29 protein-coding genes are annotated in these 20846 nt (G+C 68.5%); 17 read left to right on the top strand and 12 right to left on the bottom strand.

Annotated elements, in window-relative coordinates; translation table 11 throughout:
* Positions 1–6: 6 nt before the first annotated feature.
* The gene (locus WBG06_RS11655; protein ID WP_336736888.1) at positions 7–918 is read right to left on the bottom strand and encodes an NAD(P)H-binding protein; all 912 of its coding nucleotides are present in this window, start codon (positions 916–918) and stop codon (positions 7–9) included.
* A 21-nt stretch (positions 919–939) separates the two neighbouring features.
* Positions 940–1308, bottom strand: coding sequence for a pyridoxamine 5'-phosphate oxidase (locus WBG06_RS11660; RefSeq protein ID WP_336736889.1), 369 nt, complete (start codon positions 1306–1308; stop codon positions 940–942).
* 220 nt (positions 1309–1528) lie between these two features.
* Here WBG06_RS11660 and WBG06_RS11665 point away from each other — a divergent pair, with 220 nt between their 5' ends.
* On the top strand, positions 1529–2446 hold the full coding sequence (locus WBG06_RS11665) for a patatin-like phospholipase family protein (RefSeq protein ID WP_336736891.1): 918 nt from the start codon (positions 1529–1531) through the stop codon (positions 2444–2446).
* Between the two features lie 74 nt (positions 2447–2520).
* Entirely contained in the window at positions 2521–3297 is a 777-nt protein-coding gene (locus WBG06_RS11670; protein ID WP_336736893.1) for a pentapeptide repeat-containing protein, read from the top strand.
* 77 nt (positions 3298–3374) lie between these two features.
* Here WBG06_RS11670 and WBG06_RS11675 read toward each other — a convergent pair whose 3' ends face one another.
* Complete coding sequence (locus WBG06_RS11675; RefSeq protein WP_336736894.1) at positions 3375–4421, bottom strand: NAD(P)-dependent alcohol dehydrogenase; 1047 nt, start codon at positions 4419–4421, stop codon at positions 3375–3377.
* Positions 4422–4453: 32 nt separating this feature from the next.
* A complete protein-coding gene (locus WBG06_RS11680) occupies positions 4454–4912 on the bottom strand; it encodes a MerR family transcriptional regulator (RefSeq protein WP_336736895.1) in 459 nt (152 codons plus the stop codon).
* Between the two features lie 104 nt (positions 4913–5016).
* Between WBG06_RS11680 and WBG06_RS11685 the strand changes: the two genes are divergently transcribed.
* From WBG06_RS11685 to WBG06_RS11725, 9 genes are all read left to right on the top strand, one after another.
* Positions 5017–5406, top strand: a complete 390-nt coding sequence (locus WBG06_RS11685; protein ID WP_336736896.1) for a DUF1801 domain-containing protein — start codon at positions 5017–5019, stop codon at positions 5404–5406.
* A gap of 80 nt (positions 5407–5486) precedes the next feature.
* Positions 5487–6281, top strand: coding sequence for an ABC transporter ATP-binding protein (locus WBG06_RS11690; protein ID WP_336736897.1), 795 nt, complete (start codon positions 5487–5489; stop codon positions 6279–6281).
* A 1-nt stretch (position 6282) separates the two neighbouring features.
* On the top strand, positions 6283–7047 hold the full coding sequence (locus WBG06_RS11695; protein WP_336736898.1) for an ABC transporter permease: 765 nt from the start codon (positions 6283–6285) through the stop codon (positions 7045–7047).
* Between the two features lie 40 nt (positions 7048–7087).
* Positions 7088–7861 (top strand): MerR family transcriptional regulator, encoded by a 774-nt coding sequence (locus WBG06_RS11700; RefSeq protein WP_336736899.1) that lies wholly within the window; start codon positions 7088–7090, stop codon positions 7859–7861.
* 99 nt (positions 7862–7960) lie between these two features.
* A complete protein-coding gene (locus WBG06_RS11705; RefSeq protein ID WP_336736900.1) occupies positions 7961–8440 on the top strand; it encodes an ATPase in 480 nt (159 codons plus the stop codon).
* Entirely contained in the window at positions 8437–8763 is a 327-nt protein-coding gene (locus tag WBG06_RS11710) for an ArsR/SmtB family transcription factor (RefSeq protein WP_336736901.1), read from the top strand. Before WBG06_RS11705 ends, WBG06_RS11710 begins: the two co-directional genes overlap by 4 nt.
* Before the next feature lie 92 nt (positions 8764–8855).
* The gene (gene glpK, locus WBG06_RS11715) at positions 8856–10373 is read left to right on the top strand and encodes a glycerol kinase GlpK (protein WP_336736902.1); all 1518 of its coding nucleotides are present in this window, start codon (positions 8856–8858) and stop codon (positions 10371–10373) included.
* A 148-nt stretch (positions 10374–10521) separates the two neighbouring features.
* A complete protein-coding gene (locus tag WBG06_RS11720; RefSeq protein ID WP_336736903.1) occupies positions 10522–11112 on the top strand; it encodes a hypothetical protein in 591 nt (196 codons plus the stop codon).
* A gap of 11 nt (positions 11113–11123) precedes the next feature.
* The gene (locus tag WBG06_RS11725) at positions 11124–11510 is read left to right on the top strand and encodes a VOC family protein (RefSeq protein ID WP_336736904.1); all 387 of its coding nucleotides are present in this window, start codon (positions 11124–11126) and stop codon (positions 11508–11510) included.
* A 27-nt stretch (positions 11511–11537) separates the two neighbouring features.
* Here WBG06_RS11725 and bfr read toward each other — a convergent pair whose 3' ends face one another.
* Both bfr and WBG06_RS11735 read right to left on the bottom strand, forming a co-directional pair.
* On the bottom strand, positions 11538–12026 hold the full coding sequence (gene bfr / locus WBG06_RS11730; protein WP_336736905.1) for a bacterioferritin: 489 nt from the start codon (positions 12024–12026) through the stop codon (positions 11538–11540).
* 90 nt (positions 12027–12116) lie between these two features.
* Entirely contained in the window at positions 12117–12320 is a 204-nt protein-coding gene (locus WBG06_RS11735) for a (2Fe-2S)-binding protein (protein ID WP_336736906.1), read from the bottom strand.
* A gap of 140 nt (positions 12321–12460) precedes the next feature.
* Between WBG06_RS11735 and WBG06_RS11740 the strand changes: the two genes are divergently transcribed.
* On the top strand, positions 12461–13873 hold the full coding sequence (locus tag WBG06_RS11740; protein ID WP_336736907.1) for a flavin-containing monooxygenase: 1413 nt from the start codon (positions 12461–12463) through the stop codon (positions 13871–13873).
* Positions 13874–13948: 75 nt separating this feature from the next.
* Positions 13949–14167, top strand: coding sequence for a hypothetical protein (locus WBG06_RS11745; protein WP_336736908.1), 219 nt, complete (start codon positions 13949–13951; stop codon positions 14165–14167).
* 72 nt (positions 14168–14239) lie between these two features.
* On the opposite strand, the gene WBG06_RS11750 is transcribed toward WBG06_RS11745, so the two are convergent.
* Positions 14240–14914 (bottom strand): Rid family hydrolase, encoded by a 675-nt coding sequence (locus tag WBG06_RS11750; protein WP_336736910.1) that lies wholly within the window; start codon positions 14912–14914, stop codon positions 14240–14242.
* The gene (locus tag WBG06_RS11755) at positions 14911–16494 is read right to left on the bottom strand and encodes a flavin monoamine oxidase family protein (protein ID WP_336736911.1); all 1584 of its coding nucleotides are present in this window, start codon (positions 16492–16494) and stop codon (positions 14911–14913) included. The genes WBG06_RS11750 and WBG06_RS11755 overlap by 4 nt, the downstream gene beginning before the upstream one ends.
* A gap of 123 nt (positions 16495–16617) precedes the next feature.
* Here WBG06_RS11755 and WBG06_RS11760 point away from each other — a divergent pair, with 123 nt between their 5' ends.
* Complete coding sequence (locus tag WBG06_RS11760) at positions 16618–17103, top strand: GNAT family N-acetyltransferase (RefSeq protein ID WP_336736912.1); 486 nt, start codon at positions 16618–16620, stop codon at positions 17101–17103.
* Between the two features lie 11 nt (positions 17104–17114).
* On the opposite strand, the gene WBG06_RS11765 is transcribed toward WBG06_RS11760, so the two are convergent.
* Positions 17115–17957 (bottom strand): NmrA family NAD(P)-binding protein, encoded by an 843-nt coding sequence (locus WBG06_RS11765; RefSeq protein WP_336736914.1) that lies wholly within the window; start codon positions 17955–17957, stop codon positions 17115–17117.
* Positions 17958–18047: 90 nt separating this feature from the next.
* Between WBG06_RS11765 and WBG06_RS11770 the strand changes: the two genes are divergently transcribed.
* Complete coding sequence (locus WBG06_RS11770; protein ID WP_336736915.1) at positions 18048–18425, top strand: winged helix-turn-helix transcriptional regulator; 378 nt, start codon at positions 18048–18050, stop codon at positions 18423–18425.
* On the opposite strand, the gene WBG06_RS11775 is transcribed toward WBG06_RS11770, so the two are convergent.
* A complete protein-coding gene (locus WBG06_RS11775; protein ID WP_336736916.1) occupies positions 18414–18884 on the bottom strand; it encodes a winged helix-turn-helix transcriptional regulator in 471 nt (156 codons plus the stop codon). The two genes, WBG06_RS11770 and WBG06_RS11775, sit on opposite strands and share 12 nt — an antisense overlap.
* Positions 18885–18995: 111 nt before the next feature.
* Between WBG06_RS11775 and WBG06_RS11780 the strand changes: the two genes are divergently transcribed.
* Positions 18996–19391, top strand: a complete 396-nt coding sequence (locus tag WBG06_RS11780) for a TIGR03618 family F420-dependent PPOX class oxidoreductase (RefSeq protein ID WP_336736918.1) — start codon at positions 18996–18998, stop codon at positions 19389–19391.
* Between the two features lie 13 nt (positions 19392–19404).
* Here WBG06_RS11780 and WBG06_RS11785 read toward each other — a convergent pair whose 3' ends face one another.
* Positions 19405–19938 (bottom strand): TetR-like C-terminal domain-containing protein, encoded by a 534-nt coding sequence (locus WBG06_RS11785; protein ID WP_336736919.1) that lies wholly within the window; start codon positions 19936–19938, stop codon positions 19405–19407.
* Between the two features lie 83 nt (positions 19939–20021).
* Here WBG06_RS11785 and WBG06_RS11790 point away from each other — a divergent pair, with 83 nt between their 5' ends.
* Positions 20022–20390: a VOC family protein gene (locus WBG06_RS11790; protein WP_336736920.1), complete on the top strand. Its 369-nt coding sequence runs from the start codon at positions 20022–20024 to the stop codon at positions 20388–20390.
* A 248-nt stretch (positions 20391–20638) separates the two neighbouring features.
* Here WBG06_RS11790 and WBG06_RS11795 read toward each other — a convergent pair.
* On the bottom strand, positions 20639–20846 hold a 208-nt coding region (locus tag WBG06_RS11795; protein ID WP_336736921.1), incomplete at its 5' end, for a hypothetical protein.

Consider the following 20846-nt stretch of genomic DNA (forward strand, 5'->3'; position numbering starts at 1 on the left):
CGTCCCTCAGACCGACATGCCGTCGGCGAGCCGCTCGGCGAGCGCGCGGCGCACCGCCTCTCGGTAGGGGAGCGGATCGCCCGGCACGACCTCGAGGATGCGACGGTCCCGGACCACGACCTCGGTGCTCATCGAGTCGATCAGGTTGCGCCCGGTGGTCACGTCGATGTCGGTCACCAGGGCCAGCCAGTAGGACGACAGCCGCGGGGTCAGCACCGGGACGGGCACGACCGGGATCGTCCGTCCGTTGGTGATCTCCGAGGCGACCCTCAGCATGTCGAGGTAGGTCATCGCTTCCGGTCCGCCGATCTCGAGGACCTCGCCGATGGCGTCCTGGTTGTCGATGACACCCGCCAGGTAGCGGATCACGTCGTCGACGGCGATGGGCTGAGTCCGCGTTGCCGTCCACTTCGGGACCACCATGGCGGGGAGTCGCTTGACCAGCTGCCGGGTCAGCTCCCAGGAGACGCCGCCGTGCCCGACGACGATCGCCGCCCGCAGGACCGTGACCGGGACGCCGGCCTCGGCGAGCAGCCCCTCGACCTCGCGTCGAGAGCGCAGGTGGGGCGAGAGGTCCTCGTCGTCGGCACCGAGCCCGCCGAGGTAGATGATCTGACGCACCCCGGCCCGCGCCGCGGCGGCGCCGAAGGCGCGGGCGGCCCGGGCGTCACGCTCCTCGAAGTCGTCGTGGTCGAGCGAGTGCACCAGATAGACCGCGACGTCGGCGCCCTCGAGCGCGGCCGGTAGCGAGGCCGGGTCGTTCACGTCGGCTCCCACCGGTTCCCCGGGGCCGTCGTAGTCGTCCGGCCTCCGGGTCAGCGCTCGTACCTTGGCGCCGCGTCCGGTCAGCTCCGCGACCAGTCGTCGACCGATGAACCCGGTCGCGCCGGTGACGAGCACGGTGGTCGAGGTCTCCATGGGTCGAGCCTACGGACGTCGTCAGACCGGACGGCAGTCCTGGCCGCAGCCTTCCTCGGGGACCGGCCCTGAGGCGTGCGACGCCGGTCGGTGCAGCACTGCACCGGTCGGCGTCACCAGGACGTCCGGTCCCTCCACGCGACCGGTTCCGTCGACGATCAGTGCGTGGTCGCGCGGCGTGAGCGGTGCGTACGTCAAGGTGAGGGCCGGGTTGGTGGCGAGGTTCGCGCGCGTGCCGCGGCCGGGATCGGAGATCCGCAGCGCCGAGCCTTCGACGACCGGGTCCACGACCACGACCTTGATCCGCTCGCCGGCGGTGGTCAGCAGGAACCCGCTGCCGAAGCGCTCGAGCGTGGCGGCGAGATCGGACAGCGCTACCGGGATGCTCATATCCGGCACGTTAGGGCATGTCTGGTGAAGACACGGCGGCCGCGAGCGGCGTTTCGGGCCGATCTGGCAAGGCGCCCGCCGCGAAGACATCCTGACGGCTTTCGAGTGGCGGCAACGCAGCCAGATCGGATGCGAAACGTCGCGTAGCGGGCGTGGATTTGCCAGACATGCCCTAGTCGACGTGCGGGGCTGACGCGGGTGTATCGGTGATCATGGAAGCATGGCGATGAATGGCAAGCGGGTCGCTCTCGCCCTGGGGGCAGGCGGTGCACGGGGCTACGCCCACCTGGGTGTCGTCCAGGAGCTGCGGGCGCGGGGGCACGAGATCGTGGCGGTCGCGGGCACCTCGATGGGGGCGTTGGTCGGCGGCCTGGTCGCGGCGGGCAAGGACGAGGACTTCGCGGGCTGGGCGGCGGCGCTGCGTCAGATCGACGTGCTGCGACTGCTCGACCCGAAGTGGCGGGCGGGCGGTGCGTTCAATGCCGACGGCGTCGTCGCGGAGCTGGAGACCCTCCTGGGCGAGCAGCTCATCGAGGATCTGCCGATCCCGTTCACTGCGGTCGCCACCGATCTGGAGTCGCACCGTGAGGTGTGGTTCCAGCGGGGCCCGCTGGTCAAGGCGATCCGGGCCTCGATCGGCATCCCCGGCGTCTTCCTCCCGGTGATGTGGAACGGCCGGGTGCTCGTCGACGGCGGCCTGCTCAACCCGCTGCCGATGGCTCCGACCGCCGCCACGCCGGCCGACCTGACCATCGCAGTCTCGCTGCAGGGCCGGCGCACCCAGCGCGGAACGAACTCGCCGGTGGTCGAGAACTCCGCCGACGTCACCGCCGACGATGACGGCACGACGGTCTTCCGGCGGCTCCGCGGCAAGCTGGGCGTCGGCGGCGAGATGACCACGGCGCGGGCGGAGTCGAACCGCGCGCAGCCCGACCTGCGCGTCGCCGACGTGATGACGCTGTCGTGGGATGCGATGCAGGAGATGATCGCGCGCTACCGGCTGGCGGGGCTGCCGCCCGACGTCCTGATCACCGTGCCGGTCGACGCGGCCCGCACGCTCGATTTCCATCGGGCCACCGAGATGATCGAGCTCGGCCGGCAGCTGGCGGCCAAGGCGCTCGACGACGCCGGCTGCTGAAGCTGTCGAGACCCTGGGGCGAGCTGCGACCGCGATGACGAGGAGAGGCGGCCCCGCGGCGTACCCTGCCTCCGATGAGCACCTACCGGTCCGACTGCTCCCGCTGCGCCGGCCTGTGCTGCGTAGCGCTGTCCTTCACGCGCTCCGCGGACTTTCCGGTGGACAAGGCCGCCGGCGACCCGTGCCGTCATCTCGGTGACGACTTCGGGTGCGGCATCCATGACCGGCTGCGGGATCGCGGCTATGCCGGGTGCACCGTGTTCGAGTGCTTCGGCGCCGGCCAGCAGGTCACCCAGGTGACGTTCGGCGGCACCGACTGGCGCACCGAGCCCGCGTCCCGGCAGGAGATGTTCGACGTGTTCGGCGTGATGCGGCAGCTGCACGAGATGCTGGCGCTGCTCGAGGAGGCCGCGTCCCGCGGCACCGCCGCCGACCTCGCGGAGGTGACCGGCCTGGTCTCTGCCGCGTCCGCCGGCACCCCTGAGCAGGTCCTCGCGACCGATGTCCCCGCGCTCCGCGCAGTCGTCGGGAACGCGCTGCGCCAGGTGAGCGCAGAGGTACGCCGCCCCGCCGGCGCATCGCTGAGCGGCAACGACCTGGTGGGCAAGGATCTGCGGCGCCGGGACCTGCGCCGCGCCGATCTCCGGGGTGCTCTCCTGATGGCGGCCGATCTGCGTCACGTGGACCTGACCGACGCCGACCTGCTCGGCGCCGATCTTCGAGACGCCGCTGTCGTCGGCGCGGACCTGTCCCGAGCACTCTTCCTCGGCCAGCCGCAGGTCAACGCCATGCGCGGCGACGCCGAGACCAAGCTGCCCCAGGGCCTCGCCCGTCCCGTGCACTGGGCCTGACCCGGCTCGCCGCGAAACTGGGCGAAAGTGGCGCACCAGACCCGGTTCCGGCGGCCACTTTCGCCCACTCGCGACGATCAGGCCAGCGTGGCCGTGTCGATCACGAAGCGGTAGCGCACGTCGGAGGCCAGAACCCGGGCGTACGCCTCGTTGATCTGGTCCGCGGAGATCACCTCGATCTCGGAGCCGATGCCGTGCTCGGCGCAGAAGTCGAGCATCTCCTGGGTCAGCGCGATGCCGCCGATCATCGAGCCGGCGAAGTTGCGCCGGTTGGTGAGCAGCGAGAACACGTTGACGCTCAGCGGCGCCGGTGGGGCGCCGACGTTGACCAGGGTGCCGTCCACGTCGAGCAGCCCGAGGTAGTCGTCGACGGGGATCTCGGCGCTGACCGTGTTCACGATCAGGTCGAAGCTGTTCTTCAGGGTCGAGAAGGTCGCCGGGTCCGAGGTGGCGTAGTAGTGGTCGGCGCCGAGCCGGAGCCCGTCCTCCTGCTTCTTCAGCGACTGCGAGAGCACGGTGACCTCGGCGCCCATCGCGTGGGCGATCTTGACACCCATGTGGCCCAGCCCGCCGAGGCCGACGATCGCGACCCTCTTGCCCGGGCCGGCACCCCACTTCTTCAGAGGTGCGTACGTGGTGATGCCGGCGCACAGCAGCGGCGTCGCGGCCGCGGGGTCCATGCCCTCCGGCACCTTCAGCGCGAAGTGGGCGTTGACGACGACGTGGGTGGAGTAGCCGCCCTGGGTGAACGAGCCGTCGCGGTCCTTCGCGGCGTACGTCCCGACCCCGCCGCCGGGCGTCGAGCAGTGCTGCTCGTCGCCGTTGCGGCAGTTGTCGCACTCGCGGCACGAGTTCACGAAGCAGCCGACGCCGACCCGGTCGCCGACCTTGTGGTCGGTGACCGCGGAGCCGACCTCGGTGACGCGGCCGACGATCTCGTGGCCCGGGACGACCGGGAACGGCTGCGGGCCCCAGTCGCCGTTGACGGTGTGGATGTCGGAGTGGCAGATGCCGGCGTACTCGATCGCGATGAGGACGTCGTTCTCACCGACCGCGCGGCGCTCGATGGTGGTCGGAGCCAGCGGCTCGCCGGCGGCAGGGGCTGCGTACGCGTTGACGCGCATGGAGGTTCTCCTGGGTCGAGATGATGGGTGGGTCACTGGCTCTCGCGGCTACGGATCCGCTCGGCCAGTGCGTGTGCCTGCTCGCCGATCTCCTCGGCGCGGGCTTGGTCACCGGCTTCGACGGCACGCCAGTAGTCGGTCTTGAGACCGACGTACGTCCGGCGCAGCTCGAGGTACTCGGCCTCCCGGGCGAGGCGTGCCGAGTGCTCGGTGAGCATCTCGATCTGCTCGCGGGCACCGTCGCTGCCGAGACGGCTGTTGGCGACGTACGCCCGCATGTCGTCGATCGAGAGGCCGATCGCGGCCAGGCAGGCGACGCCGGTCAGCCGGTCCATGTCGGACTCGTCGTAGACCCGGTGCCCGCTGCTGGCGCCGCGGCTGACCGGCTCGATCAGCCCGATCGTCTCGTAGTAGCGCAGCGTGCTGGCCGGCAGCCCGGTCAGCGCCGCCACCTCCCGGATCGTGTAGGTCCGAGTCGTCGATGCAGTCACACCTGAGACGCTAGGAACTTCAAGTACTTGAAGTCAAAGGGATGATTTATCGACATGTGTATTTGCCTTGCCGAGTGCCTGCGGGCCGGGCGTACATTGCGAGCATGGCCATCCGCACCCATGCCGGCGTCGACAGCTATCTCGACGGCCTGCCCGACTGGCAGCGCGAGATCTGCGCCGAGCTGCGCGAGATCATCCACGACGCCGACCCGGAGATCGAGGAGACGATCAAGCGCACGGTCCAGCCCTATTTCGTGCTGCAGGGCAACGTGTGCGCTCTCCTCGCCACGAAGGACCACGTCAACCTGTTCCTCTACGACCCGACCGTCCCCGACCCCGCCGGGATCATCAACCAGGGGCACGGCAACGCCACCGGACGAGCCATCCAGATCTACCGCGACGACCCGATCGACCGCCCCGCGCTGACCGAGCTGCTGCGCGCGATCGTCGCCAACAACCGCGCCGGTGGGTGGCGCCGCCTGCAGAAGGGCTGAGCCTGGATCGGGCCCGTCGAAAAAAAGGTCAGAACCAATCCTTGACCTTGACCCAGCGTCAACCCTCGACGCTATTCGACATGAACCCGACACCAGCCATCCAGATCGCCGGACTGACCAAGTCCTACGGCGACGTACACGTCCTCCAAGGCGTCGACATGACCGTCGAGAGCGGCAGCATCTTCGCCCTCCTCGGCTCCAACGGCGCCGGCAAGACCACGACCGTGAAGATCCTGACGACGCTTCTCAAGGCGGACGGCGGCACGGCGAGCGTCAACGGCTTCGACGTCCAGACCCAGGCCCAGGACGTACGCAGCTCGATCAGCCTCACCGGCCAGTTCGCCGCCGTCGACGAGATCCTGACCGGCCGGGAGAACCTCATCCTGGTCGCCAAGCTGCTCCGTCAGCCGAACCCGGGCGCGGTCGCCGATGATCTCCTCGCCCGGTTCTCGCTCACCGAGGCCGGCAACCGCAAGGTCGCGACGTACTCCGGTGGCATGCGCCGCCGCGTCGACATCGCGATGAGCCTCATCGGCAACCCGCCGGTGATCTTCCTCGACGAGCCGACCACCGGTCTCGACCCGGAGGCCCGGATCGAGGTGTGGCAGGCGGTCAAGGAGCTCGCCGACAACGGCACGACGGTCCTGCTCACCACGCAGTACCTCGAAGAGGCCGAGCAGCTCGCCGACCGGATCGCGATCCTCCACGAGGGCCGCATCATCGCCAACGGCACCCTCGCCGAGCTCAAGGCGATGTTCCCGCCCGCCAAGAAGGAGTACGTCGAGAAGCAGCCGACCCTCGAGGAGATCTTCCTCGCCATCACCAGCACGTCCAACGGCACGTCCGCCGGCACCACCACCGTGAAGGAGTCATGAGATGACCACCCGATTCTTCGGCGACACCGCCGTCCTGGCCGGCCGTTCCCTGCGACACATCGGCCGCAGCCCCGACACCATCGTCACCACCGCGATCACGCCGATCGCCATGATGCTGATGTTCGTGTACGTCTTCGGCGGCGCGATCGACACCGGGTCCCATGAGAGCTATGTCAGCTATCAGCTACCCGGCATCCTGTTGATCACCATCGCCTCGGGCATCGCCTACACCGCCTACCGTCTGTTCCAGGACAAGAACAGCGGCATGTTCGACCGGTTCCAGTCGATGCCGATCGCCCGGTCCGCGGTGCTGTGGGGTCACGTGATCACCTCGGTGGTGGCCAACATGATCTCCCTGGTCGTGGTGGTGCTCGTCGCCCTGCTGATGGGCTTCCGCACCGGTGCGAGCGTGCTCGACTGGCTCTCGGTCATCGGGATCCTGGCCCTGTTCACCCTCGCGCTCACCTGGCTCGCGGTGATCCCGGGTCTGACCGCCGGCACGGTCGAGGGGGCCAGCGCGTTCTCCTACCCGCTGATCTTCCTGCCGTTCCTCAGCTCGGCATTCGTCCCGACCGACACCATGCCCGGTCCCGTGCAGGCCTTCGCCGAGCACCAGCCGGTCACCTCGATCGTCGACACCATCCGGGCGATCTTCGCCGGGGAGGACCCGGGCAACGAGCTGTGGATCGCCCTGGCCTGGTGCATCGGCCTCCTGGTCGTCGCCTACGTCCTGGCCACCGCCGCCTACCGCCGCAAGTTCTCCTAAACCCCGCGACAAACCCGGGCGTTCCCGCCACTATTCGGGGATGCTCACGATCAGCCAGCTGGCGTCGTACGCCGGTGTCACCGTCAGGGCCGTTCGCCACTACCACGCCAAAGGGCTGCTGGTGGAGCCGGAGCGCGACCACTCGGGATACCGACGCTACGACGCCGCTGCTGTTGTCGACCTGATCAAGATCCGCATCCTCGCCGACGCCGGCGTCCCGCTCTCCCGTGTCAAGGAGCTGCTGGCCGCCGGCGACGACGATTTCAAGAAGGCGGTCGCCGAGATCGACAAGCGTCTCCGTCTCGAGATCCGCGAGCGGCAGAGCCACCGCGAACGGATCGCCCGCCTCGCCCACGGTGACGGCCTCGCGCTCCCGCCCGAGGCGGTCTCCTACCTGGAGCGGCTGCGCGAGCTCGGCATCCCGGAGCGGATCATCGAGGGCGAGCGCGACGCCTGGATCCTCGTCGCCGCCCAGCAGCCGCAGAGCATGGAGGCCTTCATCCGCAGCAAGGTCGGCCAGCTCGAAGACCCCTCCGTCGTCGAGACCTACAAGCAGATGGAGGAGCTCCTCGACTGGGAGCCCGGAGACCCTCGCCTGGAGGCCATCGCCGACCGGATCGTCTCCCAGCTCGAGACGATCTCGCCCGAGGACTGGGCCGCCTACGTCGAGGACGACACGTCGATGCCTCCCGAGCTCGTCGCCCTGCTCGACTCGATGTTCGTCGAGCAGGTCCCCGTCGCCCGCGACCTGATGCGCCTGGTCGAGAAGCGCGGCTACACCGGCTGGACGAAGCTCGAGCGGATCGAGAAGTAGCAGGCGTACGCAGCCTCGAACCAACCTGCAATCAAACGGTTGCAAGTAGCGGACTGAAATGCAACACTGAGGTTGCAAGTCAGCTACCGAGGAGGACTCATGGTTCACACCACCGAAGAGCTCGCCGAGCTCGACAGCATCAACCGCCGGATCGACATCGCCGCCAGCGCCGAGAAGGTCTGGTCCCTGATCACCCGCCCGGGGTGGTACATCAACGACGGCACAGTTCTCGACAACCAGGTCACCCGCGTCGAGACCGCCGACGACGGCACCGAGATCACCGTGGTCACCGACCCGACGATGGGCGACTTCCGGTTCCGGACGGTCGAGCTCGACGAGCCGCGCTACGCCGCGTTCCGTTGGCTCGGCACCCCCTACCGCGACATCACCGAGGGCACCCTGGTGGAGTTCTGGATCAAGGACAACCATGCGGGCGGCGTCACTCTCGAGGTCCTGGAGAGCGGCTTCTCGACCCTGTCCGAGGACCCCGCGGTCTGGCTCAAGGAGCGCGAGGGCAACGACGGAGGCTGGGCCATGGAGCTCGAGGCCGCGAAGACGTACGTCGAGGCGCGCGCGTGACCGCGACCCCCACTCTCCCCGAGATGTGCGCGGCCCTGGGAGACCAGACCCGCTGGGACATCCTCACCCGGCTGGGGCAGGAGGCCATGTCCGCCTCCGCCCTGGCCCGGGTGCTTCCCGTCAGCCGCCAGGCGATCGTCAAGCATCTCGACGTACTCTCCGAGGCCGGCCTCGTCACCTCCGAGCGCCGCGGCCGCGAGATCGTCTACGCCGCCCTCGGCTCCCGTCTCAACGCCCTCGCCCACGAGCTCGACCGCATCGGCAACGCCTGGGACACCCGCCTCCGCGCCCTCAAGGATCTCGCCGAGTCGGCGGACGAATAGTCGGGTACGGCCGGTCGTGCTGGTCTTCCGAACCTCGAAGACGGTAGGAACGAACCCAAGGCAAGGGAGCCCGCACACCGGAGAGGACCGACATGCCCGACTACGTCGCAGCCGTCGACCAAGGCACCACCAGCACCCGCTGCATGATCTTCGACCACGGCGGCAACGAGGTGACCCGCCACCAGCTGGAGCACGAGCAGATCATGCCGAAGGCGGGCTGGGTGGAGCACAACCCGGTGGAGATCTGGGAGCGCACCAGTTCGGTGATCCAGACGGCGCTCAACAAGAAGAAGCTCACCCACACCGACATCGCCGCCCTCGGGGTCACCAACCAGCGCGAGACCACGGTCGTGTGGAACAAGAAGACCGGGCGGCCCTACTACAACGCGATCGTCTGGCAGGACACCCGCACGGACCGGATCGCCTCGGCGCTCGACAAGGACGGGCGAGGCGACATCATCCGCCGCAAGGCGGGCCTCCCGCCGGCGACCTACTTCTCCGGCGGCAAGATCCAGTGGATCCTGGAGAACGTCGACGGCGTCCGCGAGGCCGCGGAGAACGGCGACGCCATCTTCGGCACCACCGACAGCTGGGTCGTCTGGAACCTGACCGGTGGTCCCCACGGCGGCGTCCACGTCACCGACGTCACCAACGCCAGCCGCACCATGCTGATGAACCTCGAGACCCTGGACTGGGACGACGAGCTGCTCGGCTTCTTCGACATCCCACGGCAGATGCTCCCCGAGATCCGGCCCTCCTCCGAGCCGAAGGCCTACGGCACCACGCTCGCGAACGGCCCCCTCAAGGGGGAGATCCCGATCACCGGCATCCTGGGCGACCAGCAGGCGGCGATGGTCGGCCAGGTCTGCCTGGACGCCGGCGAGGCCAAGAACACCTACGGCACCGGCAACTTCCTCCTCCTCAACACCGGCCAGGAGCTCGTCCGCTCCGAGAACGGCCTCCTCACCACGGTCTGCTACCAGTTCGGCGACCAGCCGCCCACCTATGCGCTCGAGGGATCGATCGCGGTCACCGGCTCCGCGGTGCAGTGGCTGCGCGACCAGCTCCGGGTGATCAGCAACGCCGCCCAGTCCGAGACGCTCGCCAAGGAGGTCGAGGACAACGGTGGGGTTTACTTCGTCCCCGCCTTCTCCGGTCTCTTCGCGCCCTACTGGCGCTCCGACGCCCGCGGCGTGATCGTCGGCCTCTCCCGGTTCAACACCTCCGGACACATCGCCCGGGCGACCCTGGAGTCGATCTGCTACCAGAGCCGCGACGTCGCCGACGCGATGGAGAAGGACTCCGGCGTACGTCTCGAGGTGCTCAAGGTCGATGGCGGCGTCACGGTCAACGAGCTGTGCATGCAGATCCAGGCCGACGTCCTCGGCGTCGAGGTCAGCCGCCCGGTGGTCGCCGAGACGACCGCGCTCGGCGCCGCCTATGCCGCCGGGCTGGCCGTCGGGTTCTGGAAGGACACCGACGAGCTCCGCCAGAACTGGAACGAGTCCAAGCGCTGGCAGCCGGCCTGGAGCGAGGAGCAGCGCGAGGCCGGGTACGCCGGCTGGCGCAAGGCCGTCGACCGCACCCTCGACTGGGTCGAGGTCGACTGACGGCGTCGTTTCACGGAGTTCTCCGAAAAAGCCCCGTTTGGGGTATGCGCCCGGAACCCGGTCGGACGTACGTTGCGAGTGGGCCCGGCCGGGGCCCGGGATCTGCCTCGACCGGTCCGTTGGCACACCGACGACCGAGGAGGCAGCAATGTTCATCCAGATGATTCAGGGCCCCTGCACCCGGCAGGAGGAGGCCCACCGTTTGCTCGACGAGTGGCGTCGCGACCTGGCTCCGGGAGCGACCGGCTGGCTCGGGGGCACCTATGGGTTCACCGACGACGACCAGCTCATCGGGGTGGTCCGCTTCGAGTCCCGCGAAGCCGCGATGGCCAACTCGGACCGTCCCGAGCAGGGCGAGTGGGCCGCCAAGATGGCCGAGGTGATGGACGGGCCGATGGAGTTCCACGACTGCGACGACGTCACCCTGCTCTTCGACGGCGGCTCCGACGACGCCGGCTTCGTGCAGATCATCCGTGGCCGCGTCGACGACCCGAGCCGGCTCAAGGCGATGATGACCGACACGACCGCACTGCACGAGGCGCGCCCGGACATCCTCGGCGGCACTCTCGCGATCGAGGCCGACGGCAGCTTCATCGACACCGTCGCGTTCACCAGCGAGGCCGCGGCGCGCAAGGGTGAGCAGATCGAGCCTCCGGAGGACGTACGCCGCGAGCTCGACTACGCCATGAAGGACGCCACCTTCTATGACCTGCGCCACCCCTGGTTCGAGAGCGCCTGAAGGAGGCCGTGATGCTGACCGACAGCACGGTGATGGCGAACATCCCGGCCGCCGACCTCGAGCGGGCGCGCCGTTTCTACGCCGACAAGCTCGGCCTCGAGCCGGTCGACGAGAACCCGGGCGGGCTGGTCTACACGACGTCCGGTGGGACGTCCTTCCATCTCTACGAGACGGACCAGGCGGGCAAGGCCGGGCACACGATCGCCCAGTTCCACGTGGCTGACGTCCGCAAGGAGGTCGACGACCTGGGCGCCAAGGGCATCAGCTTCGAGCACTTCGACATGCCCGGCGTGACCTGGGACGGTGACGTCGCAGGGATGGGCGGGGCCGGCCATGCCGCCTGGTTCAAGGACAGCGAGGACAACATCCTCTGCATCGACGACGTGGTGCCCGCCTGACACCGAGGGACGACGGGCCCGGGTTGCTCAGCCGGGTCCCTCGCCCGCACCCACGTGCTGAGCCAGGTAGGCCTGGAGGCCGACGCGTTCGATGGCGTCGAGCTGTGCCTCGAACCAGTCGGCGTGCTTCTCCTCGTCACGAACCATCTCTTCGAAGACCGCAGCAGTGCCGTGATCGCCGAGCTGGTGGCACTCCTCGCCGCCGGCGTTGAACTGGGCGACCGCGGCTCGCTCGCTGGCGAGCGCGAGGGTCAGCATCTCCTCGGCGGTCTCGCCGACCTGGATCGCGTTGAGCCGCTGCACGTTGGGGTGGCCGTCGAACATGAGGATCCGGTTGATCAGGTCGTCGGCGTCGCGCATCTCGTCGATGGACAGGTCGTAGAAGACCTTGCCGAGCTTCGGCAGTCCCCAGTTGTCCAGCATCCTGGCGTGCAGGAAGTAGGTGTTGGTGACGGTGAGCTCGAATGTGAGCGCCTCGTTGAGGAGCTCGACGACGCGCGGATCGACTGGCTGCATGACGTACCTCCGGGAACGGGATCTTTCCCGATACTCGCACGCCACCCCGGGAGTGAGGACAGACTCAGTTTGCGACCGGTTGCGTCGAGGTCAGCTCGCGGCGCCGTCCGCCTCGAGGTGCGAGCACTCGTGCTCGAGATGCCGGGTGACCAGCTTCTTCACCGAGAAGATGCACGATCCGCAGTCCTGAGCGGCGCCCGTCGAGCGGCAGATCGCGCTGACCGTACGAGCCCCGTCGGCTAGCGCAGCATCGACGTCACGGTCGGTGACGACTCGGCACTGGCAGACGATCATGCTTCTTAGGTTAGCCCAACCTAATAAGCATTGACGAGCGGGTGTCTCACTTCTTGCTGTTCGGTCCAGGGGCGCCGCGGCTCACATTCTCCCGGTATGGTCCAGGTCACACCGTCGCTCCCGGCCCCTCGGAGGATCCCTTGCGCATCGCAGTCATCGGCACCGGCTTCGGCGGTCTGGCCGCCACGATCGAGCTCAAGAAGCGCGGCCACGACGACATCGTGGTTTTCGAGAAGGCCGGTGACGTCGGCGGCGTCTGGCGGGAGAACACCTACCCGGGAGCGGCCTGCGACGTACCTTCCAGCCTCTACTCCTACTCGTTCGAGCCCAACCGGCACTGGCCCCACAAGTTCGCCCGCCAGCCCGCGATCCTCGACTACATCCACCAGGTCGTCGACAAATACGACGTACGCCGCCACATCCGCTTCCACACCGAGGTGACCTCCGCCCGCTGGGACGAGGAGTCGAAGACCTGGCAGCTCGGCCTCAGCACGGGGGAGACGGAGACGGTCGACCTGTTCGTCCCTGCAGTCGGCCAGCTCTCCCGGCCGTCGATCCCGGCCATCCCGGGCGCCGACACCTTCCGGGGCGAGGCCTTCCACTCGGCCGAGTGGGACCACGACCTCAGGCTCGACGGGAAGCGGGTCGCGGTGATCGGCACCGGAGCGAGCGCGATCCAGTTCGTGCCGGAGATCCGGAAGGAAGCGGCCCAGGTGCTCGTCTTCCAGCGCTCGGCGCCCTACATCGTCCCGCGCAAGGACTTCGAGCGCGCCGACCCGGCACACCCGGTCCCGCAGCTCCTCGACCGGGCGAAGATCTGGACCCAGGCCGAGTGGCTGACCACGACCTTCCACATCAAGCCGCTCAGCGCGGTGATGCGGGCCTGGTCGAGGCGCCACATGAAGGCGCAGACCGCGGCGAAGCCGGGGCTCTTCGAGAAGGTCTGGCCCGACTACCCGTTCGGTTGCAAGCGCGTCCTCTTCGCCGACGACTACCTGCCGGCGCTCGCCCAGCCCGACGTCGACCTGATCACCGACGACATCACCGAGATCACCTCGACCGGGGTGACGACCGCCGACGGAAGGCACCACGAGGTCGACGTGATCATCTGGGGCACCGGGTTCAAGGCCACCGACTTCCTCGCCCCGATGACGATCACCGGCACGCAGGGCCGCGACCTGCACACCCACTGGAAGGACGGCGCCCACGCCTACCACGGCATGACCGTCCCCGGATTCCCGAACCTGCTGATCATGTACGGCCCCAACACCAACACCGGCGGCGGCTCGATCATCTACTTCTTGGAGACCCAGGCCCGCTACCTGGGTCGGTACGCCGACCACGTCGCCGTCGCCGGCCCGCTCGAGGTGCGGGCGGAGGTCGAGGAGGCCTACGACGCCCGGATCCAGGGCCGGCTGGCCGACAGCGTCTGGAGCAGGTGCACCTCCTGGTATCGCGAGACGAACGGCCGGATCACCACCAACTGGCCGAGCATCTCGGCCCACTACCGACGCAGCGCCAGCTTCGACCAGTCGGACTACGCGCGCGCCTGAGGAACTGTCCTGATGGGCCATTGTGACCAACCTGTGCATTCCCTTATCGGTGTCCCAGGCCACATACTCGAAGAGATGACTACCTCAACCCCCCGGCGGCGACACTTCGCCGCGAGTCCTTTCAAGGCAGATCCCGAGCCGGTCATTGAGCAGTTCGAGTCCGGAGACCTGGTCTCCCACGACTCCTTCGGCCTGGGTCGGGTCGTCAACAAAGAAACGGCCGCAGTCACTGTCGACTTCGGTCCCCGACTGGTGCGCATCGCCAGCCCCTTCTCCAAGCTTGCCAAGCTCTGACCACCGTCTGAGCTGACAAGAGACCGCCCTCCCCGAGCAGCACTCGGGGAGGGCGGTCTCGTCTCCGGCGACCTATCTCTTCTTCACCGGATAGGCCGCATCCACCTCGACCTCCACGAGCCACCCGTCCACAGGCAGGTTCTCGATCTCGAGCGCGAACCGGGACGGTCGGGCCGGGTTCACCACCATCGGAGCCGCGGGTGCGGCGGATCCCAACGGCACCGGGATCGCCTCGCCGGTCGAGACCGACGTGTTGGCGAAGAACTGCCGGTAGGCCCGGTTCCAGCCGGCGAAGTCCATCTTCGCCTCGCCCGCGGGGTTCTGCAGGAAGACGCGCATCGTGATCACGTCGTCGTAGGAGAGTCCCGCCGCCTCGAGGTTCTCCCCGATCCGGCGCAGCACGTTGATCCCCTGGGCCTCGGTGATGGTCACGCCCGCCGGCAGCTGGCCTCCGGCGAAGACCTCGGTGTCGATATAGGCCAGCTCCCCGCTCGCCCCGGTGTTCAGCCGCGACGGTCCGAGCCCACTGGTCTTGTAGATCGCGGCCTCCGGCCCGATCGCGACCCCGTTGGCGATCGACGGGTTGTCCTGCCCCGCGGGCAGCACCGAGATCGTCTCCCCGCCACGTGGCGGACTCTGCCCATGAAAAGCAGGCTCCCACTTGCTTCCCGCGACCGCTGCCGTCGGAGCGACCAGTGCCGCGGTCAGCCCGACCACGGCCACCACCTTCGTACGCGGCGACATCATGCCGTCACCCGCGCGTGCAGCTTCTCGACGGCGGCGCGGGCGGCGGTGATCGCACCGTGCTGCCAGGCGACCGCGTGACTGAGGTGGTCCCCGGCGAAGTAGGTGTTGCCGGTGGCGTCCAACAGGCGTGTGTAGAGCGGATCGGTGTCCGCCGTCGTCGAGTAGGCCCAGGCTCCCTCGGAGAACTTCTGCGTCTTCCAGTCCTGGCTGTAGGAGGCGGTGATGCCCTCGCCGTAGACGTCCCCGAAGATCTCCTTGCCCCGGTCCACCGCGCGCGTGAGCCGCTGGGCGGGCGTGAGCACGCCATAGGCGTCCGCCGCGCTGCCGGTGTTGTAGTAGCCGATCATGGTGCCCTTGTCCCCGTGGAACCCGTACGACGGATGCCACATGTTGCGCAGGTCGAGGCGGGTGTTGGTGATCCCGCCGTAGATCCGGAAGTCCTCCTCCCACCAGCGCCGGTCGTACTCGATCCCGATCTTCCCCGCGTTCGACGGCCCGAAGGACTTCAGGCTCGCGGTGATGTCGGCGCCGAGGTTGTGCGGGATCTTGGCGGCGATGTGCGGCGGCATGCAGTTGATCGCGAAGTCCGCCTCGATCAGCTGGGTCTTCCCACGAGCCTTGTAGGCCACGGAGACACCGGTCGAGGTGTTTTTCCACTCGACCACCTCGGCGCCGTAGCGGATGTTCCCCGCCCCGATGGCCTTGGCGAAGGCGTACGGGATCGCGTCCATCCCGCCGACCGGCTGATACATCATCATCGCCTGGTCGTAGCCGAACTCGAAGGAGAAGTACTGCCCCAGGCCGGATGCCAGGACTGCGCTCATCGCGTGCGGCGCCACCTCGGTGCCGGACTCCTGACCCGCACCTGGCTCGACGGTGTAGCCGGCACGGCTGGAGCCGGTGTAGGCGTATCCCTCCGCCTTGGAACCGAGGTCACCGAAGCTCCTCAGGAACGCGATCAGCGCCTCCTTGTCCTCGGCGGTCAGCTCCGCGTCCAGCGCGCCCTTGTCGGTCGCCTTCGCGAGCAGCTCGGAGACATAGCCGTACGTGTCGGCCTTCGCCTGCCGCATCTGGACCGCCCCGATGCCGTGGTCGCCCGGGTAGTAGAGCAGCGCGTTGGCGTTCTGGTTGGTGAAGGCCTCGATCGGGACGCCCAGCTCCTTGCAGTAGTCGAGCGTGATGTGGCTCTGCGGAAGCCGCCCCGGGCCTGCGTTCATGTACTCGCCCCGTGAGAACCCGGCGACCTGGGTGACGCCGTTCAGGTCGGTCACCCGGGTCCCGCCGCGCACGGTGAAGTTGCGACCGCCCGGCCGGTCGCGTCCCTCGAGCACGGTGACCCGGTAGCCACCCTTCAACAGCTCGTACGCGGCGGCGAGCCCGGCGATGCCACCGCCGAGGATGACGACCGACTTGCGGCCGGCGCGGGCGAGATCGGATGGCTTGGGAGGAGTGAAGGCGGGAGTCTCCGCGGCGTGAGCCGAGGTGAGCCCGAGAGCACCCATGCCGTGCAACATGACACCCGCGCCACCGGCGAGGCCGACGTTGCGCAGGAAGTTCCGACGTGACTGGGTCTGCGTCATGTGGGGGTTCCAATCTGTTGGGGACGCCCCGAAACGTAGGAAGCCTTTGTTGCACCGCGATTGCGTTTTCGTCTCGCTAGAACGCGCGTTCTCCAACTCGTCAGTAGCCTTAGGATCGGCACCGTGACCGTCACCATCCGCGATGCAGTGCCCGCCGACGTACCCGAGATCCTCCGCCTCGTCCACGCCCTGGCCGTCTACGAGAAGGAGCCCGACGCCGTCGAGGCCACCGAGGCCGACTTCACCGCGGCGCTCTTCCCCGAGTCGGGCACCGCGACCACCCACTGCCTGATCGCGGAGAACGATGGCGTCGTCATCGGCATGGCGGTCTGGTACGTCACCTTCTCCACCTGGACCGGCCGCAACGGCATCTGGCTCGAGGACCTCTTCGTCGACCCGGAGCGGCGTGGTGCCGGAGCCGGCAAGGCGCTGCTCTCCCGCCTCGCCGAGATCTGCGTCGAGAACGACTGGCGGCGCCTGGAGTGGTGGGTGCTCAAGTGGAACGCGCCGTCGATCGCCTTCTACCGCTCCCTCGGCTCGGTCCCGCAGGACGAGTGGGAGGTCCACCGCATCGACGGCGCCGAGCTGAAGGAGCTGGGCGCCGCCTGAGGCCTCTGACCTCAGGCGTACGCAGCGGCGAACCGCCGCGCCCACTCCTCGAACCTACGGGCGGGCCGACCCAGGACCTCCTTGACGTGCGGGCTGACCGCGCGCTCGGCGTCGGTCGGCTGCCCGAGGATGGCGAGGGTCCCTTCGACGACCACCGGCGGCATGAACGTCGACATCTGGCGATGAGCTTCCTCGGGAGTCAGCTCGACGAGCTCGATCGGCCGGCCGGTCGCGGCAGCGATCGCTGCGACCCGCTCCCGGGGCGTGGTCGCGACCGGCCCGGTGATCTCGTAGGTCCGTCCGGCGTGACCGTCCTCGGTCAGAACCGCTGCGGCGACCTCAGCGATGTCGAGCGGGTCGACGGCGGGAAGGGCTACGTCCGCGTACGGAGCATGGACGGCACCCATCTCCTTGATCATCGGCACCCACGCGAGCGCGTTGCTCGCGAAGCCGCCCGGACGCAGGATCGTCCACTCCATCCCCGAGCTCCGCACCGCCTCCTCGAGCTCGACGAGCGGCGCGTGCGACACCGCTCCCGGCCGGGTGCCGACCGCCTGTGACGACTGCAGCACGACCCGGCGTACGCCTGCTGCCTCTGCATGCTTCATCAGTGCCGGGCCGTCGACGTGAGCGCCGGCGCCGCTGACCAGCAGGAAGAGCGCCTCGGCGCTTTCCAGGGCCGGGACCAGGGTCGCGACGTCGGAGAGGTCAGCGACCGCGGTGGTGACTCCAGGCCGCGTCGGCAGCGGCGCCGACGTCCCGCGCGAGACGGCGGTGACGGTGTGCCCGGCCTCGGCCAGCAGCTCGACGAGGGGCTGTCCGACGTTTCCGGTCGCTCCGGTGATGACGATCATCGAGGTCTCCATTCATGGGGTGAGAACTTGGTGCCGATGACGTTAGATCCCTCGATACAGTGGGTTCCCCAAGGTAAGTATTGGAGCGAGATGACCTGGCACCCGAGCACCGAAGAGCCCGTGGAGGCATGCCCGATCGCGCCGGCGGTCGAGCTGATCTTCAGCCGGTGGACGACACCGATCCTGTGGGCCTTGCACGAATACGGCACCCAGCGCTTCGTGGAGCTGGAGCGTCGGCTCGGCACGATCTCGTCGAAGGTACTGACCCAGCGTCTGCGCCAGCTCGAGCGCGACGGCCTCGTCGAGCGCCGCTGCTACGCCGAGGTCCCACCCCGCGTGGAATACGACATCACCGACCTCGGCCGCAGCCTGCAAGCGGTGTTCGCCGCCGTCGGCACCTGGTCCGAGGCCAACATGCCCGCCGTGGAGTCGGCGCGGCAGGCTTACACCGGCCCGCTACCCCGCTGAAACCGGCTCCGGCGCAGCCCCCGGCCCGGCCAGCACCTCGATGTCGCCGGCGTGCATGGGCTCCCCGCAGTGGGCGCACCGCAGATCGACCCGGCCGATCTCCCCGCAGGCGTGATGCCGGTAGAGCACGGGCGGCCCGGCCTCGCCCGCGAGCCACTTGTCGCCCCACCCGGCCATCACCATCAGGACGTCGACCAGCTCGCGCCCCTTCTCGGTGAGGACGTATTCGTAACGCGGCCGGTTGTCGTACGCCCGTCGCTCCAGCACCCCGCGCTCGACCAGGTGCCCGAGCCGCTCGGTGAGCACCTTCCTCGAGATCCCGAGGTCCGCCTGGATCTGGTCGAAGCGGTTCATGCCCACCCAGATGTCGCGCAGCACGAGCGGCGACCACGGCTCCCCGATCACGTCCAGCGTGCGCGCGATCGAGCAGGCCATGTCGCCGAAGTTCGTACGCTGCATGATCCGAAATCTAGCATTCGGGGTTCCCTGAAGGAACGCCAGGTGTTACGGTCGCAGAGTCTCTTCAGGAAACTCCGACGCATCCGTTCGCCACAGCTGGGAGAACATCCGATGATCGACTCCGCCGTACGCCCGTTCCTCGAAGCCACCAACCTCGCTCACGTCGCCACCATCGGACCCGACGGTGCGCCGCGCACCTCGCCGGTCTGGATCGGCACCCACGGCGACCACGTCGTCTTCCTCACCGGCAACCGCGGCCGCAAATACCGGAATCTCCACACCGACCCGCGCATCGCGCTCTCCCTGGCGCCGGCGGAGAACGACTACATGCCGGTGATCCTCCGCGGCCGCGTCGTCGGCTGGGTCGAGGACGAGAGCCGCTGGGAGATCATCGACGAGATCTCCACCCGCTACACCGGCGCTCCTTATCCCCGCGAGGTCGACGCGTACGGCGACCGTGCCATCGCCCTGATCGACCTCGACTACCAGCACGTCGGCGTCGGCTGATCCCTCCGGCCGATCACCGCTCCCCGAGAACCGTCGCCACCAATCCCTCGACCTCGTCCGTACGCAGCGGCTCCGGCGTCATCAGCCGCCGGTAGAACACAGCGCCCGCGAGTGCCTCCGCCGCTCGTTCCGGATCGCCGACAGCCTGACCGGAATCGCGCAGCCGGGTGAGAGCATCGATCAGCCGCGTACGTCGCTGCGCGCTGTAGCGATGATGCAGCTCCCGGAGCTCGGCGTCGCGTTCGGCACCGTCGAGCACCGCGGGAAGGCAGTCGGACATCAGTGACGACTGCATGGCAGCGGCGAGATGGGTGACGATCGCGACCACGTCGGCTCGCGGGTCCTGCCCACCGGCCTCCGGACGAGGCTGCACGTTGAGCGTCTCCATCGCCGCTGCGACCAGACTGAGCCGGTCGTGGCCCAGCCGGTAGATGGTGCTGCGGGCGACTCCGGCTCTTGTTGCCACACCGTCGATGCTGAATCCGCCGTACCCGCGCTCGGCGAGCTCGGCGAGCGCCGCTTCGAGCACCTTCTCTCGGCTGCGCACCACCCGAGGATCCGTTCGCCCTTGACGAGAAGCCATGTCACGAGCCTACTATGCAACAGCAGTGTTGCAGAAAGGAGAGACAGATGGTTCCCGGATTCCGCTACATCGTCGATGACATCCCTGCCGCCGTCGCGTTCTACCGCGAGCTCGGGTTCGAGGACGTCGGACCCAAGGCCGGCGGATTCGCCCTGCTCGAGGGCCATGGGCTCAGGCTCATGCTCAACAGCCCTGGCGCAGGGGGCGCCGGGCAGCCGGCCGACGACGGCAAGATCCCCAGCCCCGGTGGCTGGAACCGCATCCAGCTCGAGGTGTCCGACGTCGACCAGGAGCTCCGGCGCCTGAGTGATGCCGGAGCGCGCGTACGCACCAGCCGGATCGACGGCCGGGGTGGCGCTCAGGCCGTGGTCGAGGATCCGGCCGGCAACCCGGTCGAGCTGTTCACGCCTGCCTGAGGAGGGGCCGCCAGGGCGCCCGGGGCCTCGTGCGGCGAACGAGAGACGGGGGCTTGCCCCGGGGTCTAGAGTGGGGCCGGAACACCGCACGAAAAAAGTTGCCCTGGCGATTTGAAACGGCGTCAGGGTGTGTGTAGTGTTCTCCGAGTCGCCAGGGTGCGGCGGGAAGCAAGCGCGAGTCTTCGGGCGGGCTTCCGGCCCCGGAGCGGCCACCTCCACTCTTCGAGCATCGCTCGAGCCAGGGTGTTCTAGATGTTGATCTTCGGATCGGCGACAGAGACTCGGGTCTGGTTCGGCCAGGCCGGTAAGGTCATGAGTGGGACGGTTGAAGCGATAAACACCGCGGGTTTCCCGAATTGGTGATTAGAGCGAAAGCCACTAAAGTCCTCCAGGACTGAGGCGGATAAAGCTTCGAGTTTGAGCAGGAAAGCGCGATAGGCGCGGAATTGCGAAAGC

It is taken from the genome of Nocardioides sp. CCNWLW239 (assembly GCF_037137035.1).
In the GTDB taxonomy this organism is placed as follows: domain Bacteria; phylum Actinomycetota; class Actinomycetes; order Propionibacteriales; family Nocardioidaceae; genus Nocardioides.